The sequence below is a fragment of the Micromonospora tarapacensis genome, assembly GCF_019697375.1.
Lineage (GTDB): Bacteria > Actinomycetota > Actinomycetes > Mycobacteriales > Micromonosporaceae > Micromonospora > Micromonospora tarapacensis.
This window is the reverse complement of sequence record NZ_JAHCDI010000004.1, coordinates 5498545-5516506: the sequence shown is the minus strand read 5'-3', so window position 1 is coordinate 5516506 and position 17962 is coordinate 5498545. Positions and strand designations below refer to the sequence as shown.

At 66.7% G+C, this 17962-nt stretch carries 5 protein-coding genes and 1 pseudogene; 2 read left to right on the top strand and 4 right to left on the bottom strand.

The annotated features are described in order from the left end of the window. Positions 1-68: 68 nt before the first annotated feature. The 4 genes and pseudogenes from KIF24_RS31425 to KIF24_RS31410 form a co-directional block, all read right to left on the bottom strand. Positions 69-460 (bottom strand): annotated as a pseudogene (locus KIF24_RS31425) (transposase); the annotation flags it as partial. A 257-nt stretch (positions 461-717) separates the two neighbouring features. After that, positions 718-1329 (bottom strand): hypothetical protein, encoded by a 612-nt coding sequence (locus tag KIF24_RS31420; protein ID WP_221087115.1) that lies wholly within the window; start codon positions 1327-1329, stop codon positions 718-720. 16 nt (positions 1330-1345) lie between these two features. Then, the gene (locus tag KIF24_RS31415; RefSeq protein ID WP_331461343.1) at positions 1346-8062 is read right to left on the bottom strand and encodes a polymorphic toxin-type HINT domain-containing protein; all 6717 of its coding nucleotides are present in this window, start codon (positions 8060-8062) and stop codon (positions 1346-1348) included. A gap of 155 nt (positions 8063-8217) precedes the next feature. Further along, positions 8218-14682, bottom strand: a complete 6465-nt coding sequence (locus tag KIF24_RS31410; protein WP_221087114.1) for a carboxypeptidase regulatory-like domain-containing protein — start codon at positions 14680-14682, stop codon at positions 8218-8220. A gap of 485 nt (positions 14683-15167) precedes the next feature. Between KIF24_RS31410 and KIF24_RS31405 the strand changes: the two genes are divergently transcribed. Together KIF24_RS31405 and KIF24_RS31400 are read left to right on the top strand one after the other, a co-directional pair. Further along, complete coding sequence (locus tag KIF24_RS31405; protein ID WP_221087113.1) at positions 15168-15746, top strand: hypothetical protein; 579 nt, start codon at positions 15168-15170, stop codon at positions 15744-15746. 466 nt (positions 15747-16212) lie between these two features. After that, positions 16213-17712: a tyrosine-type recombinase/integrase gene (locus KIF24_RS31400; RefSeq protein WP_221087648.1), complete on the top strand. Its 1500-nt coding sequence runs from the start codon at positions 16213-16215 to the stop codon at positions 17710-17712. Positions 17713-17962: the final 250 nt, after the last annotated feature.

The following is a 17962-nucleotide window of genomic DNA, read 5'->3' as shown; positions in this document are numbered from 1 at the left end:
CCGCTGCGACGGCCCGACGGAGAAGGTCTCTCACCTCCACACAATCCAACAGCGCCTCACGGCGCACTCTCCCCGGTCGTCAAACCCTTGGCATACAGCGACAACACGACCTCGTCGACGCCGGACAGGTGCCGTTGCCGCTTGCGAACGATCTGCGGCTCGAAGGTGCCGGCGCGGTCGATCTGCACCGGCCCGGTCGTGTCGGTCCGCACGGTCTTCGGCCGGGTGCCGTGCGAATGTTGCCCGAGCCGACGCCGGCCTGGTCGTGTTTTTAGCCGAGGTGCTCGGTCACCTCCTCGTTCAACGCGGTCTCCAGGACCGTCTTGGTCAACTGCTTCAGCAGCCCGCCCTGGCCGGTCACCGACAAGCCCTGCTCCTTCGCCGCCCGGGCCAGCTCGGCGGCGGTCTTCGCCTCCGCCGACGGCTCGGGCCGCTTCTTACGTCCGGTCTGGTCGTTCAGTTCGCGGTCATCACGGCGCCCTCCTCACCAGGCACGACGCCCGGCAGGTCAGGCCGGAAGCACTTCAGATCCACAGACCCTCCTACCGCTGCCGCAGGACCTACGCGCCCGACTACGGCCAGCCGAATCACCACCGACACAGGTCGCCGCCGATCTCGGGCTCTCGTCGCCCGACTGGCGGTGGACCGGTCGCCTGCGGTCCGGTTCGCCGTGTCGGTGCGCCCCGAACTCAGCAAGGAGCATCGCGCCGCGATCCATTAGAATCGCCTTGCTGCGAATTTCTGGGCGAACACACGATACGACTTCGAATAGACATCTGAGGCGTCGCCGATCCGGTCTAACTCCTGAACAATTAGCGAATCTGCGCGCCTGCGGTCCCCATTCAACGCGAAAACCACCGGGAGAACCAAAAACCTATGATTGTCGAGCAGGAGCCCTGAATCGGCGATGTTGGTTGAGAACGTGTTCCAGTTTACCCACGTGTCGATAAACGGCTGACCGTAGCGGGCGACAGCCGCCGCCAAATCCTCCGCCACCGGGGCAGGGTCCCCGTCTGCCGGGAAGTCCCATTGCGCAAATGCGTTCTGCGGCATCAAGTAGCCTAGAGGTTTTGCCACGCACACGACCGGCGCTTTCCAACCGGCTAAATCGACTAGCGCCTTCTCAAGTGGAACGTGCCTTGCACCAACGACCGGATTTATCTGCAACTTGGCAGGCAACCCCCATGTTGCCAGATTCAGGCCGAGCCAACCGGTCACGTCTTTGACATCTTGCGGTTGCAAGAGGATGCCACGGCGCTTAGACACGAAGCCGTACTGCCTCAAGGCGGATGCGCAAGCATCCTGGCTAGACTTCTCCAAGTCAGTCATCTCATCACCCCTCACGTCAGCAGTGACGATAGCCCCCAAACCCTGCGATGTTCACACGTGTCGGCCCCACCGAGGTACCAGCGAGGCCAGCCTTCTGAGCGTTCGGACCGTAGAAGGTGCCCCCGTGCGTTTCGACCGCCGCATAACCGCCACGAGCGCCCTGGTTCTTGGTAAAGCCGGCCGAGGGACCGTTTTTGGCATCGTACACCGATAGCACACCATTTTTTTCCGCCACGACATCGAATCGCACATTAACGCCGTTTGCTGCTGTCATACTAATCTCCGTGCCTCGAATCACGTATCCACGGGCTTGGAGGTCATTGATAAGCATTTGAGTACCAGCAGCACCCGCGGCTGGACTAGATGGCCCACCCGTGTTGTGCACGAGAACTGGCGCGTTACCGGCGAGCACATGGTACGTGTGGATGTCGGCAACGGTAAGGTTGTGAACGGCCTGCTGCTGGCTCCAAGTACGCAGGCTCGTCACCTGAACGTAGGTCCCAGCAGAGGTCCTCAACAGGTCGCCGGGGCGCAGGTCTTTGGCCTTGACCCACCGTCGGTGTTTTTCAAGCCAGAAGGGGTGGTTCTCTGTCGCGACGACCTCGTCAGCGGACCCGGAATGTGTTCCGGTAGCAACAGTGATAGCGACGAGCTCCTTTGACCCTTCGCTGTTGATCACGTGCGTTACCAAACGTTTGCCTACAAATCCGCTTTCGGGATCGGCAGCAAGTATGAGGTCGCCTACCATGACGTCTTCGATCGGCTTCGTAGAGCCGTCTGCCATCAGAACGCGGGTGCCACCCACAAAACTGCTCGAGCTTTTACAGGCAGACAGTTTCGCCTTGTATCCAGCCCGGCCGCCCGCGCCAGCCATGGCGCCTCTTGCCCCCGGCGCTGCACCGCCGCCAGCCTCGAAAAGACCATCAGCCAACATGTTGATGAGGATGTTGTCGTCAGTGATGGCGATGCGGACGGAGTGGCCGCATTCTCCGGTGCTACATATGCTGTAGAGGGCATTGACCGACGCTTGATCTGAATAAATGTCTTCACAAACGAGGACCGTTCCACAGTAGAAGTGATCGTTACACTGCTCTCCGGCAGCGTCACACCATTCCCCGAGCAGCTTGGCAACCTTGGTGCCGCTGATGCCGGGGGGCACCGGATAGCTGTTGACATATACCTTGCCGTCGTCTTCGACAGTCACTTTGTAGTTCGGGGTGTGGACGATGACGATGGGTGGCCGCGGTTCAGTTGAGTTTTTGGTTTTGGGGGTGTAGTCGACGATTTTGTGGACGCCGCGTTTGGGGCTCATGTCGCGGACGTGGCCTTCGTTGTCGCCGGTGGCGTAGAGGCCGCTGGGGTCGCTGAGGGTGATGGGGTTGTTGTTGGCGTAGGAGTAGCCGTGCCATTGCTGTGGCTGGGCCATGTCCTGGATGGGGTCGACGGAGATGAAGCGGCCGATGGCGGGGTCGTAATGGCGTGCGCCGAGGCGTGTAAGGCCGGTGGGTTCGGTGTCGCCGTTGACGAATCCCTTGAGGTTGGGCCAGGCGGGTTGGCTGCTGCCACGCGGCTCGCCATAGGGGGTTTGGCGGCGTGTAGTGGCGACCTGGGTGATCGCGTCGATGGCGAGGCTTTGGGTGCCTTGGTGGTCGTCGGCGAGCCAGGTAAGTCCGCTGGCGGTGCGGGAGGCGATGGTCCTGCCGGCGTGGCTGTAGTAGCGGGTGCAGGTGTTCGCGCTGGTGGCGTTGGTGTAGCGGATTTCCTGGCCGGGGAGGTAGAGGGTGGCGCCGGTGGGGTCGCGGCGGATGATCCGGTTGCCGTCGGCGTCGTAGATGTAGCGGGTTTGTCCGGTGGTGTCGGTGGCGGTTTCGAGGAGTCCTTCGGCGTCCCAGGTCAGGGTTTGGGTGCCTGATGGGCTGGGACGGGTGAGGGTGTCGCCGGTTTCGTTGTAGGTGTAGGTGCCGGTTTTCGCGCCGCTGGTGGAGGTCAGCCCGTGAGGTCGGGCGGCCCCAGGGGTGGGGTAGTGGTAGTCGGTGGTGCTGACGCCGGTGGTGGTGTGGATGTTGTGCTTTTTCCGGTTGCCGATGGCGTCGAACGTCCAGGAGTGCCAGTAGGGTGCCGGGCCGCCGAGGGTGGCGGCGCTGCGGGTGGCGGCGCAGTCACCTGAGGTCGGTGTCCAGGCGTGGGTGAGCCGGCGGAGGTAGTCGTAGGTGAAGCACTGGGTGTCGTCGACGGGGTCGGGTGCCACGTCGGCGATCTTGGTGATGTTGCCGGCGGGGTCGTAGGTGTAGCGGGTGTCGCCGAGGGTGTGCGGGGCGACGCTGTCGCGGTCGGTGCGTATGCCGATGAGACGGCCGGTCTCCAGTTCGCGGGTGAAGCGCTGCCAGACGTGTCCGCCGCTGCCTGTGTGCAGGTCGACCTGGTCGAGCTGACCGAGGGCGTTGTAGATCGTTTCGTCGACGTAACTCGTGGTGGTGCTACCCGTCAGCGTCTCAAGTGTCGTGGGCAGCCCCAGGTCGCTGTAGCTGTACAGCAGTGTTTCGGCGCCGAGGTCGGACCGGGTCGAAGGCATGCTGAGTGAGGCGAGGGTGCCGTCGGGGTTCCAGGTGTTTGTGTAGTTGTAGGTGCCGCCGAGGCCGGTCTCGGAGGTGGGGATGATGTATTGCGTGCCTTCGGGCTGGTAGGTGTCGGTGTATCCGGTGACTTTGACCTGGTAGTTGGCGCCGCCGGGGAGGAAGCGGGTGGATTGGGTCAGGTGGCCCTTGGCGAGGGTGTCGTAGATCCATTGGGCTCGCATGGTGCCGCCGACCTGGTTGTCGTAGGCGAAGCGTTTGCGGTTGAGCGGGTCGTACACGAAGGCGATCGTTTTTTGTCGCGCGTCGGTGGTGGTCTTGACCCGGCCGGCGTTGTCGTAGGTGAAGGTGGTGGTGCCTCGGTCGGGGTCCTCGGTCGTAGCCTGCCGTCCGCGCAGGTCGTAGGTGTATCCCCAGGAGTTGCCGGCCGGGTCGGTGATGAGTTCCGTCTGGCCCTTGCGGTTGTAGGTGTAGGTGGTGGTGTCCCAGCTGCCGGCGACGGTCGGGGTGGGCGCGGGTCCGTGGTATTGGCGCAGTTGGACGACCCGGTCGCGGGCGTCGGTGACGGTGGAGGTCGCGGTACCACCGTTGGGTGGGGTGACGTCGGTACGATCACCCGCGTAGTAGGTCTTGGTTCGCCACCGTTCCACGTCGTACGGCTGGAAGACGCTGGCGATGGCGCGCCCGGCGCCGTCGTAGTCGGTCCTGGTCTGCGTGGGCACCAGTGCCCGTTCGGTGGCGGTGACCAGTGATCCGCTGGGGTTTCCGGTCGTGTGGTAGGCGCCGAAGACCTTCTTTTCCCGGCCGGCCGAGTCGTAGAACGTCTCGGTGAGCAGTCGTCCTCCGGACGGGGAGGGTGCTTGGGTCTGGCGGGGACGTAGCAGCCCGTCGTAGAGGGCGTAGGAGGTGACGTAGCCGCCGGTGGCGTTGAGCCGGGAGGTGGCGACGTAGCTGGCGGCGGCGTTCTTGATCCGGTAGTCCATGACGACGCTGGCCGGATCGGTGTCCTTGTCGCGGTCGGCTAGCCAGACTTTGGTGATGCGGCCGAGTCCGTCGAAGGCCAGGTCGGTGCGCTTGCCGTTGGCGTCGACGCTGCTGGTGACCGAGCCCCAGGCCGGTGACACCGTCGTGGTGGTGTCGTGCAGCATCGCGTTGGTGATCTTGACCGAGGTGACTGGTCCGCCGGTGAGGGGGGTGTAGGCGGTCTTGGTCTCGTAGTTCATCGCGTCGCGTGAGGAGGTGATGCGACCGTGGGCGTCGTAGCTGGCCTGGCCGGTGGTGGTGAACGTGGGGGCGCCGCTGTTCCAGGTGGCCATCTCTTCCGTGCGGGTGGTCAGGCCACGGGTGGGGGCGGTGCCGAAGGAGTTGCCGTCGTAGGAGGTCCGGGTCTCCCCGATGACCTGGCTTTCGGTGAGGGTGCCGGTGGTGTCGGCGCATTTGACGGCGAAGGTCTGCGTGCGGTGGGGCCGGTCCATGAGCCAGATGTCGCCGTTGCGTGGTGTGTAGTGCACTTTGGTGCATTGTTCGTCGCCGTTGACGCCGTCGTGGCCGTAGTCGTCGATGGTGGTGGCCATGCCGTAGGCGTCGTAGCTGGTGGTGGTGCGGGTGGCGCGTTCGCCGCGTCCTGCGTCGAGGGCGGTGTAGGAGCGGACGGTGGCGATGCGGGTGAATCGGGCGGTGACGGTGTCGCCGTTGATGGTTCGGGTAGCGGTGGCGGCGGATGCCCAGGGTTCGTTGGTCACCCGGGACACCGACGGCCCGCCGGGGCCGTTGAGGGTTTTCTGCTCGCGGACCATGCCGGCGTAGTAGTCGTGGTCGGTGATGCCGTCGATCGTGACGCTGCGCCGGTCACCGACGGTGGTGGAGGCCCGGTCTCCGTGCATGCCCTGGAAGTAGCGGGTCTCGGTGGCGGTCTGCTCGCCGGGATCACCGGTGGTGACTTCGACTCGGCCGTAGCCGCGCCAGTCGGACCAGGTCTTGGCCTTCTTGTCGATGATTCCGTCGTCGTCGTTGTAGTGCCAGGCGGCGTCGAAGTACTTGTAGGAGTAGACGACGCGCGGGCTGCCCTGGGGTGGGGCGCCGCCGGTGTTGTCCGCCTCGTAGATCGTCGTCACGACGTACTTGTGGAACCAGTCGGTGACCGGTGAGCTGTAGCCTTCGGGTTCCCAGATCACCGGGTAACACCGCCGCTTGTTGTCCGCCGGGGCCGGCTTCGGTTGGCCGGCGACGCAGTCGGCGTCGGAGTAGTTGACGCTGATGGTGCCGCCGGTCTCGGTGCGGATCCGGGTGATCCGCATCCAGTTCATCGCCGGCGAGTGATCACCGATCGCGTCGACCCGGTTCGGCTTCTGAACCGGCGTGAACTCGATGTCCGGCACGGTGCTGGTGGTGCCGACGAGCCCCGCGTGGGAGATCTTCTCCAGCCAGAGACCCGCTCGGGTGCCGTCACCGGGGTCCGGGAAGCCGTGGGTGAAGGTCCACCGCTCGACGTTGTCGTAGCCGCTGCCGTTGCGGACCTGGGTGGTGATGCTGGCCAGCCTCTTGGTCGACCAGAACGTGATCGAATGGTTGTCGGTGCAGGGCGCCGCGGTGCATTCGCTGTCCCACGGGGTGTCCGGCCACGTGGTTTCGGTGTGGTTGGTGCAGTTGCTCTTGCAGCGGTCTGCCTCGGCGAAGTCGACGCGCATCGGGGCGGGCGTGGAGAAGATCGAGTCGACGTTGTTGGTGTTGCGCGTGCCATATTCGATCTTGTCGAGCCAGCCGCCGCGGTCGTAGCGGGCGGCGTCGGTGGCGGTGAGGTTGCGGCCGTAGCGGTTGGTTTCCTTCTCGTACCAGTAGGAGATCGAGTTGCCGTTGAGGTCGACGACGTAGTCGAGGTTCCACCGCCATGCCTGGTTGTCGCCCCCGCAGTGCGAGTTGGCGAACGTGGTGGCGTGGCAGGGCTCGTCCGGGTGGTTACCGAAGACGGGAGCTGTCCAGGTCGAGTTGGTTACCGGCTTGTTCGACGTCCAGCCGGGCAGGCGGTTCCGGCCGAACCAGTACTCGATGCCGTTGGTGGTGGTGACCACCCAGTGTTCACCGTTGTTGTCGCCGTTGGTGGCGCCGGTCTCGCGTCGGATGCGAGTGCCGTCGTCGGCGCGCAGGTGCCACCGCTGTTCGCTGGCGTTGTAGATGAGCTCGCCGGAGTGCCCGCCCAGCGACAGCACCGCGTTGTCCGTTGCCCAGCACAGGTCGCCGGTCTTGGTGGTGTTGTTGGCGTTGCCGTCCATGTCCTTGGCGCAGGCGCGGTAGCGACGCTCGATGTAACCGCCGGGCCAGGCTTCGAAGCCTTCTCCCATCCAGGACGGCTGGTTGTTGCTCGCGACGTGCCGGCCGTCGACGGACTGGGCGGAATAGCCGAGCGCGAGCTGCGGGGTGAGGTCGCCCGGTGCCGGCGGCACGCGCATGGGGTAGGACCAGGTGAAGTCTCCGCTGTTGCCGCCGGCCGACCAGGTCGATGAGGACTGCAGCGGGGTGGCGCTGTAGTCACCGGCGGGACCCGAGGCCGCAGCCGACACCGCGAACAGCGACGCCTGCGACGTGACGCTCACGTCGGCGGACACCGTACGGGTCGCCAGGTTGTTCGTGGACGCCAGCGGGGTCGCCGCGCACTGCTTCTGCTGCGGGGTGGCCAGGGCGCACTCGGGTACGGCGACGATTCTGAGCCGGGTGGCCCAGTCGGCGCCGTAGGCGGTGGCGAATGACCCGTAGTCGATGCTGAGGTTCAGCTTTCCGCTGCTCGCGTCCCTGGCCGCGGCCCGCAGCAGGACACCCTTGATTCCACCCTTGGTCGTGGTCGCCCGATCCAGCACCTCGACGTCGACCTGTCGTGGTGGCGCGCCGAGCCGTCGCATCGTCGAGTCGCTGGTCGTCGCCCGCACGGGCAGGCCGCCCGGTTTGCCGAGTGCGGGTCCGCCGTCGGCGGCCACCGCGATGCGGGCGGCACCAGCGGCAGGCCAGACCGGAGCCGGCTTTTCGCTGGCCCGGCTCAGGCGCGCCTGCGGGACGCCGGCGGGTGCGACGTCGGTGACCGGCACGGCGGGCACCGGTGTGATGGGCGGCTTCGTGTAGGCGGCGGCGACCGCGGCCCGTTCTGGTACCTGCAGGAGGCCGGCGGCCATCACGACGGCGGCCGCGACGGCGATGGCTCGCCGTCGGGTACGGGAGCGGGTGATCGTGAGCATGCCGTGGCTGGGGCGGTTCGGCGTCACCGGGTGACCTCCGGGGGTGTCCGAGGGGCGACAGGGCGAGTAGCGGGAGCCGGTGTGTCGCCGGCTTACGGGGTGGGTGCGGTGAACCGCAGGCCCAGTCCGGGCCGCAGGACGGGTTGCCGGTAGGTGTACTGCATCGCGGTGGTGCCGTCGGCGTTTTCGATGCCGATGGTGGCGCCGCCGCCGCGTTCGAGGAAGGTGCCGTCGTTGTCGGTGTAGGCGAAGCTGTAGCCGCCGGCTTCGTCGAAGATCACCTGGAAGGTGACGCGGGTGCGGGGGTCTTCGTAGGAGTGGACGTTGCGCCATTCGACGACGAACTGCCGGTGGGGTGCGGTGCCTCGCACAGCGGTGCGGACGCTGGCGTTGCTGTCGACGACCCAGTCGTGCCAGAACGGGTAGAGGGCGGCGTTGGGTTCTCCGGGGCTGGCCGGTGACGGGATGGGCCACGCTTCGGGTGCGGATCTACCGGGGTTGATGAAGCTGACCAGGCCGTTGATGTCGACCCAGCCGGTGGTGTACGTCTGCCCGTAGAGGCCGACCGGGAACGGCAGAGCGATGGAGGTGTAGGCGTCGTCGCCGGTGAGCGACAGCACGGTGCCGTTGGCGGGGGTGTAGGTAACGGGTTGCTCAGCGAGCCGGTAGCCGCCGCCGGCGGGGGTGGCGGCCAGGCCGTAGTCGGCGTTGGCCTGGGTGTTGGTGCCGACCACCACTTGGCGTACGTCCGAGCCCCGGCATGTTCCGCTGGGCACGGTGGCGATGACGGCCCAACTTCCCGCTGGTAGGGCGTCAACGCGGTAGGTGCCGTTGGCGGCGGTGGTGGTCGTCTTGTCGGCCACCGCGATCGTGGCCCCGGCCACCGGCGTGCCTTCGCAGGTGACGGTGCCGGCGACGCTGCCCTGCCCAGGCGGGTTGGGGGTGAACGTGACGCCCTGACCACTGGCAAGCCACGGCTCGCGGAACAGGTACTGGAAACCGATGGACCCGTCGCCGTTCTCGATGCCCACGGTGCCCTCACCGCCACGCTCGATCGACTTAGCTGGATCGATGTCGGCGTAGGCGAGGGTGATCTCGCCGTTCTCCTTGAAGATGACCTCGAAGGTGGCGCGAGTGCTGGTGTCGCCGTAGATGTGCACGTTGCGCCACTCCACGACCCACTGCCGGTTCGGGGCAGTGCCGCTGATCCTGGTGGCGATCCGGGCCTGGGAGTCGACCACCCAGTCGTCCCAGAGCACGTAGACCGCGGCGTTCGGCGCGCCGTTGGGCGACTCGGGCAGGAACGGGGACGGGATCGGGCCCGGCCAGGAACCGATCCACCCGAAGTACGCCGGGTCCTTGAAGCTGATCAGGCCGTTGGCGCTGATCCACGCCGAGGTGTACGTCTCGCCGTAGAGCTTGATCGGGAACGGCGGGTTCTTCTGCCACACCGTCTCATCACCCTGCCATCCCTCGACGGTGTCGCCGGGAACGAACGTCTGCGCCGCGGTGGTGCACTTGTAACCGAACTCGTCGCCGTCGACCATCACCGACAGATCCACCTCCGAAACACCGCCCGGGTGGTTGATGATCTCGCGGGCGTACTGGCCGGCACACCGGTTGTCACCGGTCGCTGCCGCGACCTTGTACTCCCCCACCGGCACCGCGGTGAACTGGTAACTGCCGTCGGCTGCGGTGGTGGTGCTGCGGTTGCCCGGGTTCAGCGTCACCGTCGCCCCGGCCACCGGGTTACCGGTCACCGCCGTGGTGAGCACCCCTTCCACCGGCCCCGCAGGTGCCGGGGTGTAGGTGATCGAGCTGTTCGCCGTCAGCACCGCCTCCTGGAAGGAGTACAGCGCTGCCACTGTCCCGGAGGCGTTCTCCAGACCCACCGTCGCACCCGCGCCCTGCTGGACGGGAGTGGACATGGCACCGTAGTGGAACGCGATCCGCCCATCCTCATGGAAGATCACCTCGAAGGTGACCCGCTCCGCGTTCGTCGGCCGGAACCCGACGTTGCGCCACTCCACCACGTACGACCGGTTCGGGGCGGTCCCCAGCGTCTGGGTCCGCACGCTCGCCGACGCGTCGACCTCGAAGTCGTCCCAGAACGGCGCCACGACCGCGTTGGGTGCCGCCACCGTCGGCATCGTCGGGTTCACCCAGGTGTCCGGCTCACCCGACACCGGCCCGAAACTCACCAGACCGTTCGTGTGCACCCGCCCGCTGGTGTGCGACTCCCCATGGAAACGCACCGGGAACGGCAGGGTCACCATGGTGGCCGCGTCGTCACCGGTCAACGCCAGCACGGTCGACGCCGACACGAACCCGGACGGCCCCGTGCTACAGCCGTAACCGAAGCCGCCGTAATCAGGACCCAGCCTCAGGTCACGGACCACATCGGCGAACAGTTCGACCTGGCTGCGCGCCACCGCCCCACACCGGCCCGCCATCTGCACACTGACCGTGTAGCTGTCGGCGACCAGGCCGGTGAAGCTGTACGCGCCACCCGCACCGGTCGTGGTGCTCACCCCACTCGGGTCGAGAGTGACCGTCGCACCGACCACCGCGGCACCGGCGGCGTCGGTCAGCGCGCCGGACAGGCTGTGCAGCTCCAACTCCCCCTCCGACTCGGGACGGGTGAAGGTGATCGCCTGACTGCTGGCCAGTACCGGCTCGGCGGTCGAGTACCGCAACCGGTCCTGGCCGTCCTCCGCCTCGATGCCGACAATGGCGTGGGCACCGCGTTCGGCGGCGTTGTCGAGCTGGTCGTAGTTGGTCGTCACGGTGCCGTCAGGGGCCAGGACCGTCGCGAAGGACACCCGCTGCCCGGTGTTGCCCTTGCGGTGCACGTTGCGCCACTCCACCACGAACCGTTGAGAGGCGCCGGACCCGGTGGTCGCGGTGCGCACGCTCGCTGAGGCGTCGACGACAAGATCGTCCCAGAACGGAGCCACCGCAGCTGCCGGGGCCACCGGTGTGGGCTGCTGACCGCTGTACGGGTGTGAACCGCCCGGATCGGTGAACGTCAGCAGGCCGTTGGTATCCACCCAGGCGCTGCGATACGCCCCGCCGTAGAACGGGAACGCGAACGGCAACGGCACGGCAGCGACCGCGTCGTCACCGGTCAACGCCAGCGCGGTGGACGCCGTCGTGAACGTGGTCGTCTGCTCCGAGCAGGTATGTCCAAGATCGTCGCGGAACTCCGCCAGGAGGATGTCGTACGTCGTGCCCTGCCCGTCGATCTCCAGCGGTGCGCTGAACGACAGGCCGCATCGGCCGCCGAGCGTGGCGGTGATCGTGTACGTGCCGGGTGCGAAGCCGGTCATGGCATAGCTGCCGTCAGCGGCGGAGGTGGCCTGGTGGCCGCCCGGTTGCAGCTGCACCACCACATCGGCCTGCGGCATGAAGTACTCGTTCCACACGGTGCCGGACAGGCTCGCCGCCGGCCGTGCGGTGAACTCGTCGGTGGTCATGTCGCTGACCCGGTTCCCGTCGTCCACGGCAACCGCATATACCGGGCGGGGTCCGAGGCCGCTGCCGATGTTGACGGTCACGGTCGCCGTACCGCCGGCGATGGTGGCGTTGACGGTGCTGCCCAGACCGGTGCCGTCGATGCTGTACCGGAATTTGGTGACGTTGGTGTCTCCGCCGGCGTCGAATTTGACCGTCAGTTGCCCGCCCGCGGTGGCTTCGCTGCCGTTGGGGAAGGTGACCGCTGGTGGTAGCGGCACCGCGAGTTTGGCGATGTTGGTCGCGGTCTCGACGAAGTTGTAGAACCGCACGTCGTCCACGACGCCGGTGAAGAAGCTGTCGTAGCCGCCGTTCCACTTACGTCGGCCGACGGAGAAGTCGCTGGTGGCGTTGAACCCGCCGGACAACGTCACGGTCTCGGTCTGCGCCACTCCATTGACATACAGGGTCAGCTTCTTGGACGCCCCGTCGAAGGTGGCGGCCAGATGCGTCCATTTGCCCGCCGTGGGCGCGGCGTTGGAGTGCACGCTGATCATCGGGGCGTTGTCGGTGTCGGCCGTGGCCATGGTGAACCGCCACCGTTGGCTACTGACGACATAACCCAGGTGGTAGGCCGGCATGCGGGAACCGTTCGCACTCACCACGGCCTGCGCGCCGGAACCAGACAACGAACTGATCTTGACCCAGGCGGCGGCGGTGAAGCTCGCGTCGGTCCGCACCGGGGTGGACGCGCCGGTGTCCGGATGGGGGGTGTTGATCGTGCCCGTCTTGCTCGCCGCCGTGTTCCCCGGCAGGGACAGCGCCGTGCCGAGCCCGGACCGGCCGGCGACACGCGAGGCCGAAGCACCGATGGTCAGGGCGTTACCGTGGCCGGAGTCGTCCGTGGCTGTGGTACCCGTCTCGTCGAACGTCCACTCGCCGGCAGGACCGGAACCGGCCCGGACGGTGAAGGTGTACGTCACCGGGGTGGAGAAACGTCCCGCATGGTCCTTCGACCACACGTGGAGGATGTTTACGCCGTCGTGCCGCGGCGCCACACTGATCGACGCGCCGTAGTCGCTCGTCCGCGCCGGAACGGTCTTCGCCGCAGTTAGCACACCGGAGTCGAGGCTGTAGGCGTACTCCTTCACCTCGAACGGACGAGTCGTCGGCGCGGTCAGGTTGAACGTGCCGGACAGGCCGACACCGCCGCGGGGAACGCCGTCATTGGTGTAGTTGGTGGAATCCACGGCGGTCGGCGGTGGCGGCGGTGTCGCGTCGACGGTGAACTCACAGGTGCCGGACCAGTCACCGTGATGCGAGCCGTCCCACGTGCGGGCCTGCCACACATAGCTGCGCCCGTCGGTCAATTTGCCGGCAGGGATCGCCTTCGACGCCAGCGACGGGTTACCCGCCGAGAAGGACACCTTGTCGGTGTCGTTACGTGCGCCACCGACCGGCCACCAGTGGAAGTCAGTCCTCAGCGACTGCTGATCCTTGTCCGGGTCCGAGTGCTTGACGGACAGCTGCGGCGTGACCGTGAGCACGTACGGCCGCGACGCACCCGTCGCGCAGCCCTTACCGTCCGATTTCCGGTCCGACGGAGCGTTCGCCCGCGTGTTGAAGGTGATGGCGAGCTTCGGAGAAGAATGGTTGAACCTCTTCCACTGCTTCTTGGTGCCCTCGTCGATCGCCCGCAGCCCCACCGTCAGATCCGACTTCCGGTTCTTGGCCGCCTCCTTCACCATCGTGGTGACGTTGAACTCGATGGTGCCGGTACCAAGACAGCCGTGCGCGGCCCCGTGCTTACGGTTGCCCTTCACCTGCGCCGTACGGCTGCTGTCCCAGGTCGGTTGGTTGTTCCAGGTCGTACTCGACGAGATCGTCCCGGTCTTCCACAACTTGGCGTTGCTCACCGGACTACACGTCCACGCGTGTCGCTGTTGGATGCGGAACTCCGCCTTACTGACCTCCGTGCCCGCCACCCGTGCGATGTTCATCCGGAACAACGACCGAATGATGTGGTCAGCGCAGCCGGAGCAGTCCTCAGTGCGTCCGGCACCCGCCGAACCATAGGTCGACCCGTTGTTCAACGCCGACGAGTTCTTCCAGAACGAGCTCGACTTGTATTTGCTCCACACCGACGTCCACGCGTTGCTGGCGATCCCACCGGTCCAGGACGGATCGATGTAGATGGGCAGCTTCGTCCGGGGGTCGGCCAGCATCTTCTTGTCGGGAACGATCGTCATCGCCTGACCATCGACCCGCACCGGCATCACCGCCCGCCGTGCCGTCTCTCCTATCTCGGCGCGGCTCGGCTTGTCCTGCACCGACGCTTGCTCATCCAGCTGCCTCTGCTGCTGCGCGGTACTCGGCTTGCGCTGCGGACTCGTGGCACGCGAACGCTTCTCCGCCGGCCCGGCCAGCGAATCGGTCTCCGACGCCTCCGAGGAGTCCCACATCATCGGGGCCGGCGCGGCGAACACGGTGGCACCCTTGCCGTCACGGGCCGCCAACCCACCTGACGTCGTCGCGCTCACCGTGACACCCTTGGTCGCCAACCCGAACCTCAACGACGCCAGTTCGGAGCTCGTCGCCGCCTCGCGGGACTTCACCACCAGCACCTCGGAAAAGCCCATCGGCTGGGCGGTGACCCGCAGATCCACATCCGGCAGGACGTCACGGTAGACCGCCGTCGCGCCCTCCAGCACCGGCGCCGGCAACCGACCTGGCCAGGTCATCGCCACTTCCCGATCACCGTCCCGGATCCGGGCCAACGGCGCGTCGCCACCGGTCGAGAAGACCATCGGTAGCACCGTCGCGCGCGGCGTGATCCCCTCACCGGACACCTTCAGCGTGGTGTCCACCGGCGCCCAGGACTTCCCCTTGCGCACCCGCGTCGGCTCGATGGTCTGCTCCAACGTCCGCGAACCGTCGACGTTCAGGAACATCTGCGACCACTCGGTGCGCTCGGCGAGGATCTCCACCCGCCGACCACATACACCGACCATCGCCCCCGCAGCAGCGGCATCCGGCTGCTCGTCCTGGCACACCGTCGCCAGCTCCGGAGCCGCCGCCCGGGCCCGGGTAGGCGCTGCCAGCATCGACGCCACCAATGTCGGCACCAACGCCGCTATCCACCAACGCTGCGACGCAGCCATGCAGACGCCAGCCACCCGGCACCCCCGTGATCAAGCCCGATCGATGCGCGAACTGTAAAGATGTCGAACGATCGATGTAAAGAGCGGTCACAAGCTGCAACCACAAACCGGACTTCGTCGCTCGTTACGCACACCCTCATAACGCAGTGTGGCCGAGTTCGAACCTAGCCCGTGGCGTCGAGGTCGCCAGCCCTCGGCATCCCTCATCAGCGGGGCAGGGCGTGAGCCACCAAGCAGGCCAATCAGGCAGACCGGACACCGCCGCGCCTGGCCACCAACGTGCCTGCTGGCGTGGAGGGCACCGCAAGGAGTCTCCTCGTACGGTGTTGGCGAGACCGAGTACACACGCCACCGGCGCGACCAACGCGGATCGGTCACACCCCTGAGAAGGGACCACCCATCGGACTACGTCATGCCATGATTCGCGCGTGTTCACACCATCTGCCCGACGGAACGTCTCCGCGCTCGCCCTTACGCTCCTGCTGACTGGCTGCGCCAACCAGGCCGCCCCAGTGCAAGCCGAGCCGACACCCCCGACCTACCAACTGGTCGACGACCTGTGCGAGCGACTCGACCACAGCTGGATGATTGACCTCGCCGAAACGCCCCCCAGGTACAGGTCGATCCCCTCGCTACCTGCTGGCAAGGACCATCGGCGGTGTTTCGCGACGGCATTTGACAAAGATCGGCGCACCCTGATCCAGGTGCAAATCGATACGTCAACGCCCTCGGACGGCCAGGCCACCCTGCCCGGATCCTCGCAGCCATTTGACGGCCTAGGAGACCAGGCACGGATCCAGTTCGGGGAGCCCGTCACAGGCCCGAGCGAACACTTGGGGGGCCAGATCACCACCCGCATCGACCGCCTCGCAGCAGTTCACGGCACCGCGAAGGTATGGGTGACTCTTACAGTCCACGCGCCAGCGGTTCCCGAAAAGACAGCAACCGAAGCAGTACTCAACGACTACGGGAACGAGATCCTTACGTTCATGGCGGCCGTCCAGTAACGGTAGGCGGTCCTGGACCGCGTTGGGGGCGCCCACGTCGAAGAGGCCAACGGCGGGTTCAGCGACGCCAGCACCAACGGCCTCTCAGCCAAGCCCGTTCGCTTGCGCATCGCTTCCCGTCTTCGCATCGCAATCCAGAGTTCCGAGATGGTGGACCGCAAGCCCGGAGCAGTGGCCCATCGACTCTGACCTCGACGCGCTGGAGATGCCCAGCAGGCGGGCTCCGGCCTTCGACGACAGTCACTACCCGGCCCTCGGGCGGGCCGCCGCCCCGCCAGTGTGCGAATCGCCGGAAGGCGCACGTGGCGAGCGCCGATCGACGAGCCCGTACCTGCAGGTGAGCCGGCATCGGTGGAACACGTGACTCCACAAGAAGGGCACGGTCATGGCGACGTCAGGTGTGATCTTCAAACGGTGCGGGTGCCGAGACGACCAACGGCGGCGACTGGAACAGTCCTGCCCCCGGCTGTCGGAGCGTGGGCACGGCACCTGGTACTTCCACTGCTCCGCCACGAATCTGCTCGGCCGGCGGGAGCGGGCCCGTCGTGGCGGCTACCCATCGCAGGCCGCCGCCCGTCACGGCCGCGATGAATGGCTGAGCAGCACCGCGGCGGACCGCACCGCTCAGGGCTGGACGGTCGAGCGGTGGCTGCGGCACTGGCTCGACAACCGCAAGACGATCCGGCCCACCACCCGCTTCCACTACAACCGCGACGTCGACACCGTCCTCATCCCGCAGCTCGGCCGCTACCGCCTCGCCGACCTCGACGCCCCGCTCCTGCGCACCGTGTTCGCCCAAATAGCGGCGACGAGGAACAGCAAGGGCCGCCCGCAGTCCGCCTCGGCGATGAACCACCTGCGCACCACCCTGCGGGCCGCCCTCAACCTGGCGGTCAAGGAAGGCGTGCTGGACTGCAACCCGGCCCGGCACATCGAGATCACCGGCTACCAGCAACCCCACGCCAAGGTCTGGACCGACGCCCGCGTCGAGTCCTGGGAACAGACCGGCGCCCGGCCGGCCGTGGCCGTCTGGACCGCCGACCAGCTCACCGAGTTCCTCAGCAGCGTCAACGACGACCCCCTGTTCGCCCTCTGGTGGCTCGCCGGCCTGCGCGGACTTCGCCGCGGCGAACTGTGCGGGCTGCGGTGGAGCGACATCGACCTCGACCGCGGCGTCCTGACCATCGAGCGGAACCGGACCACGGCCGGCTACCATGTGGTCGAGGGCAATCCGAAGACCCCGGCCGGGCGCAGGGCGGTTGCCCTGGACAAACGCAGCGTACGGATCCTGCGGGTGCACCGCCGCTACGAGCACGATCGAAAGGCGGAGGCGGCGGAGAACGGCACGCCATGGGCCGACACCGGCTACGTGTTCACCCGCGCCGACGGGCTGCCGATCAACCCGAACTATGCCACCACCCGCTTCCGGCTCCTCTCCCGCCGTGCCGGGCTGCCCCCAGTCCGGCTGCACGACCTGCGCCACGGCGCCGCGTCCCTCGCCCACCAAGCCGGCGCCGACCTCAAAACGCTGCAGGACCTGCTCGGACACTCCAGCATCGTGGTCACCGCCGACACCTACACCAGCGTCCTGCCGCAAATCCAGCGCCGCTGCGCCGACGCCACCGCCCAACTAGTCCTCAACGCCGCCCGCCGCACCCGCACAAAGATCAAAGCCAGCGCCCGCAAGAACCGGCCCCACCGCGGCCCCAAAGCCGGCACCCCGGCGCCGACGAAACCAAAAACAGGTGCTCCGTGCCGGCCGAAGCGCGAGCAGGCTACAAAGCCGCAGGTCACGTCCCGACAAACCCGCGAGAAGGCCGTCTCCGGGCCTGCACCCACGTCGCACCCACGTGACACCCACCGTCCACATGGGCCAGACAACAAGAAGGGCCTGACCGCCATACCGGCAGGTCAGGCCCTTCATGATCTTGTGCGCCCGAAGGGATTCGAACCCCTAACCTTCTGATCCGTAGTCCGAGGTGGAAATTAGAGTGATCCAAAATCGACTCTAGCCTAGGTTGTGTCCGAATGCAATCTGTTCAGTCCGGCCCCGTCCCGGTGTATCCGCCCAGGTCCTAGCCCTGCGTACCGTCATCATCCATACTTATCGACTTATCCGGAGTGCCTGATGGAGCCCCGGATCCGGCTACGTCCCGGTGCGTCCGTGCGAGTTCCCCGACGTCCGAGCACCCACGGAGCACCCCGCATCATCGCCA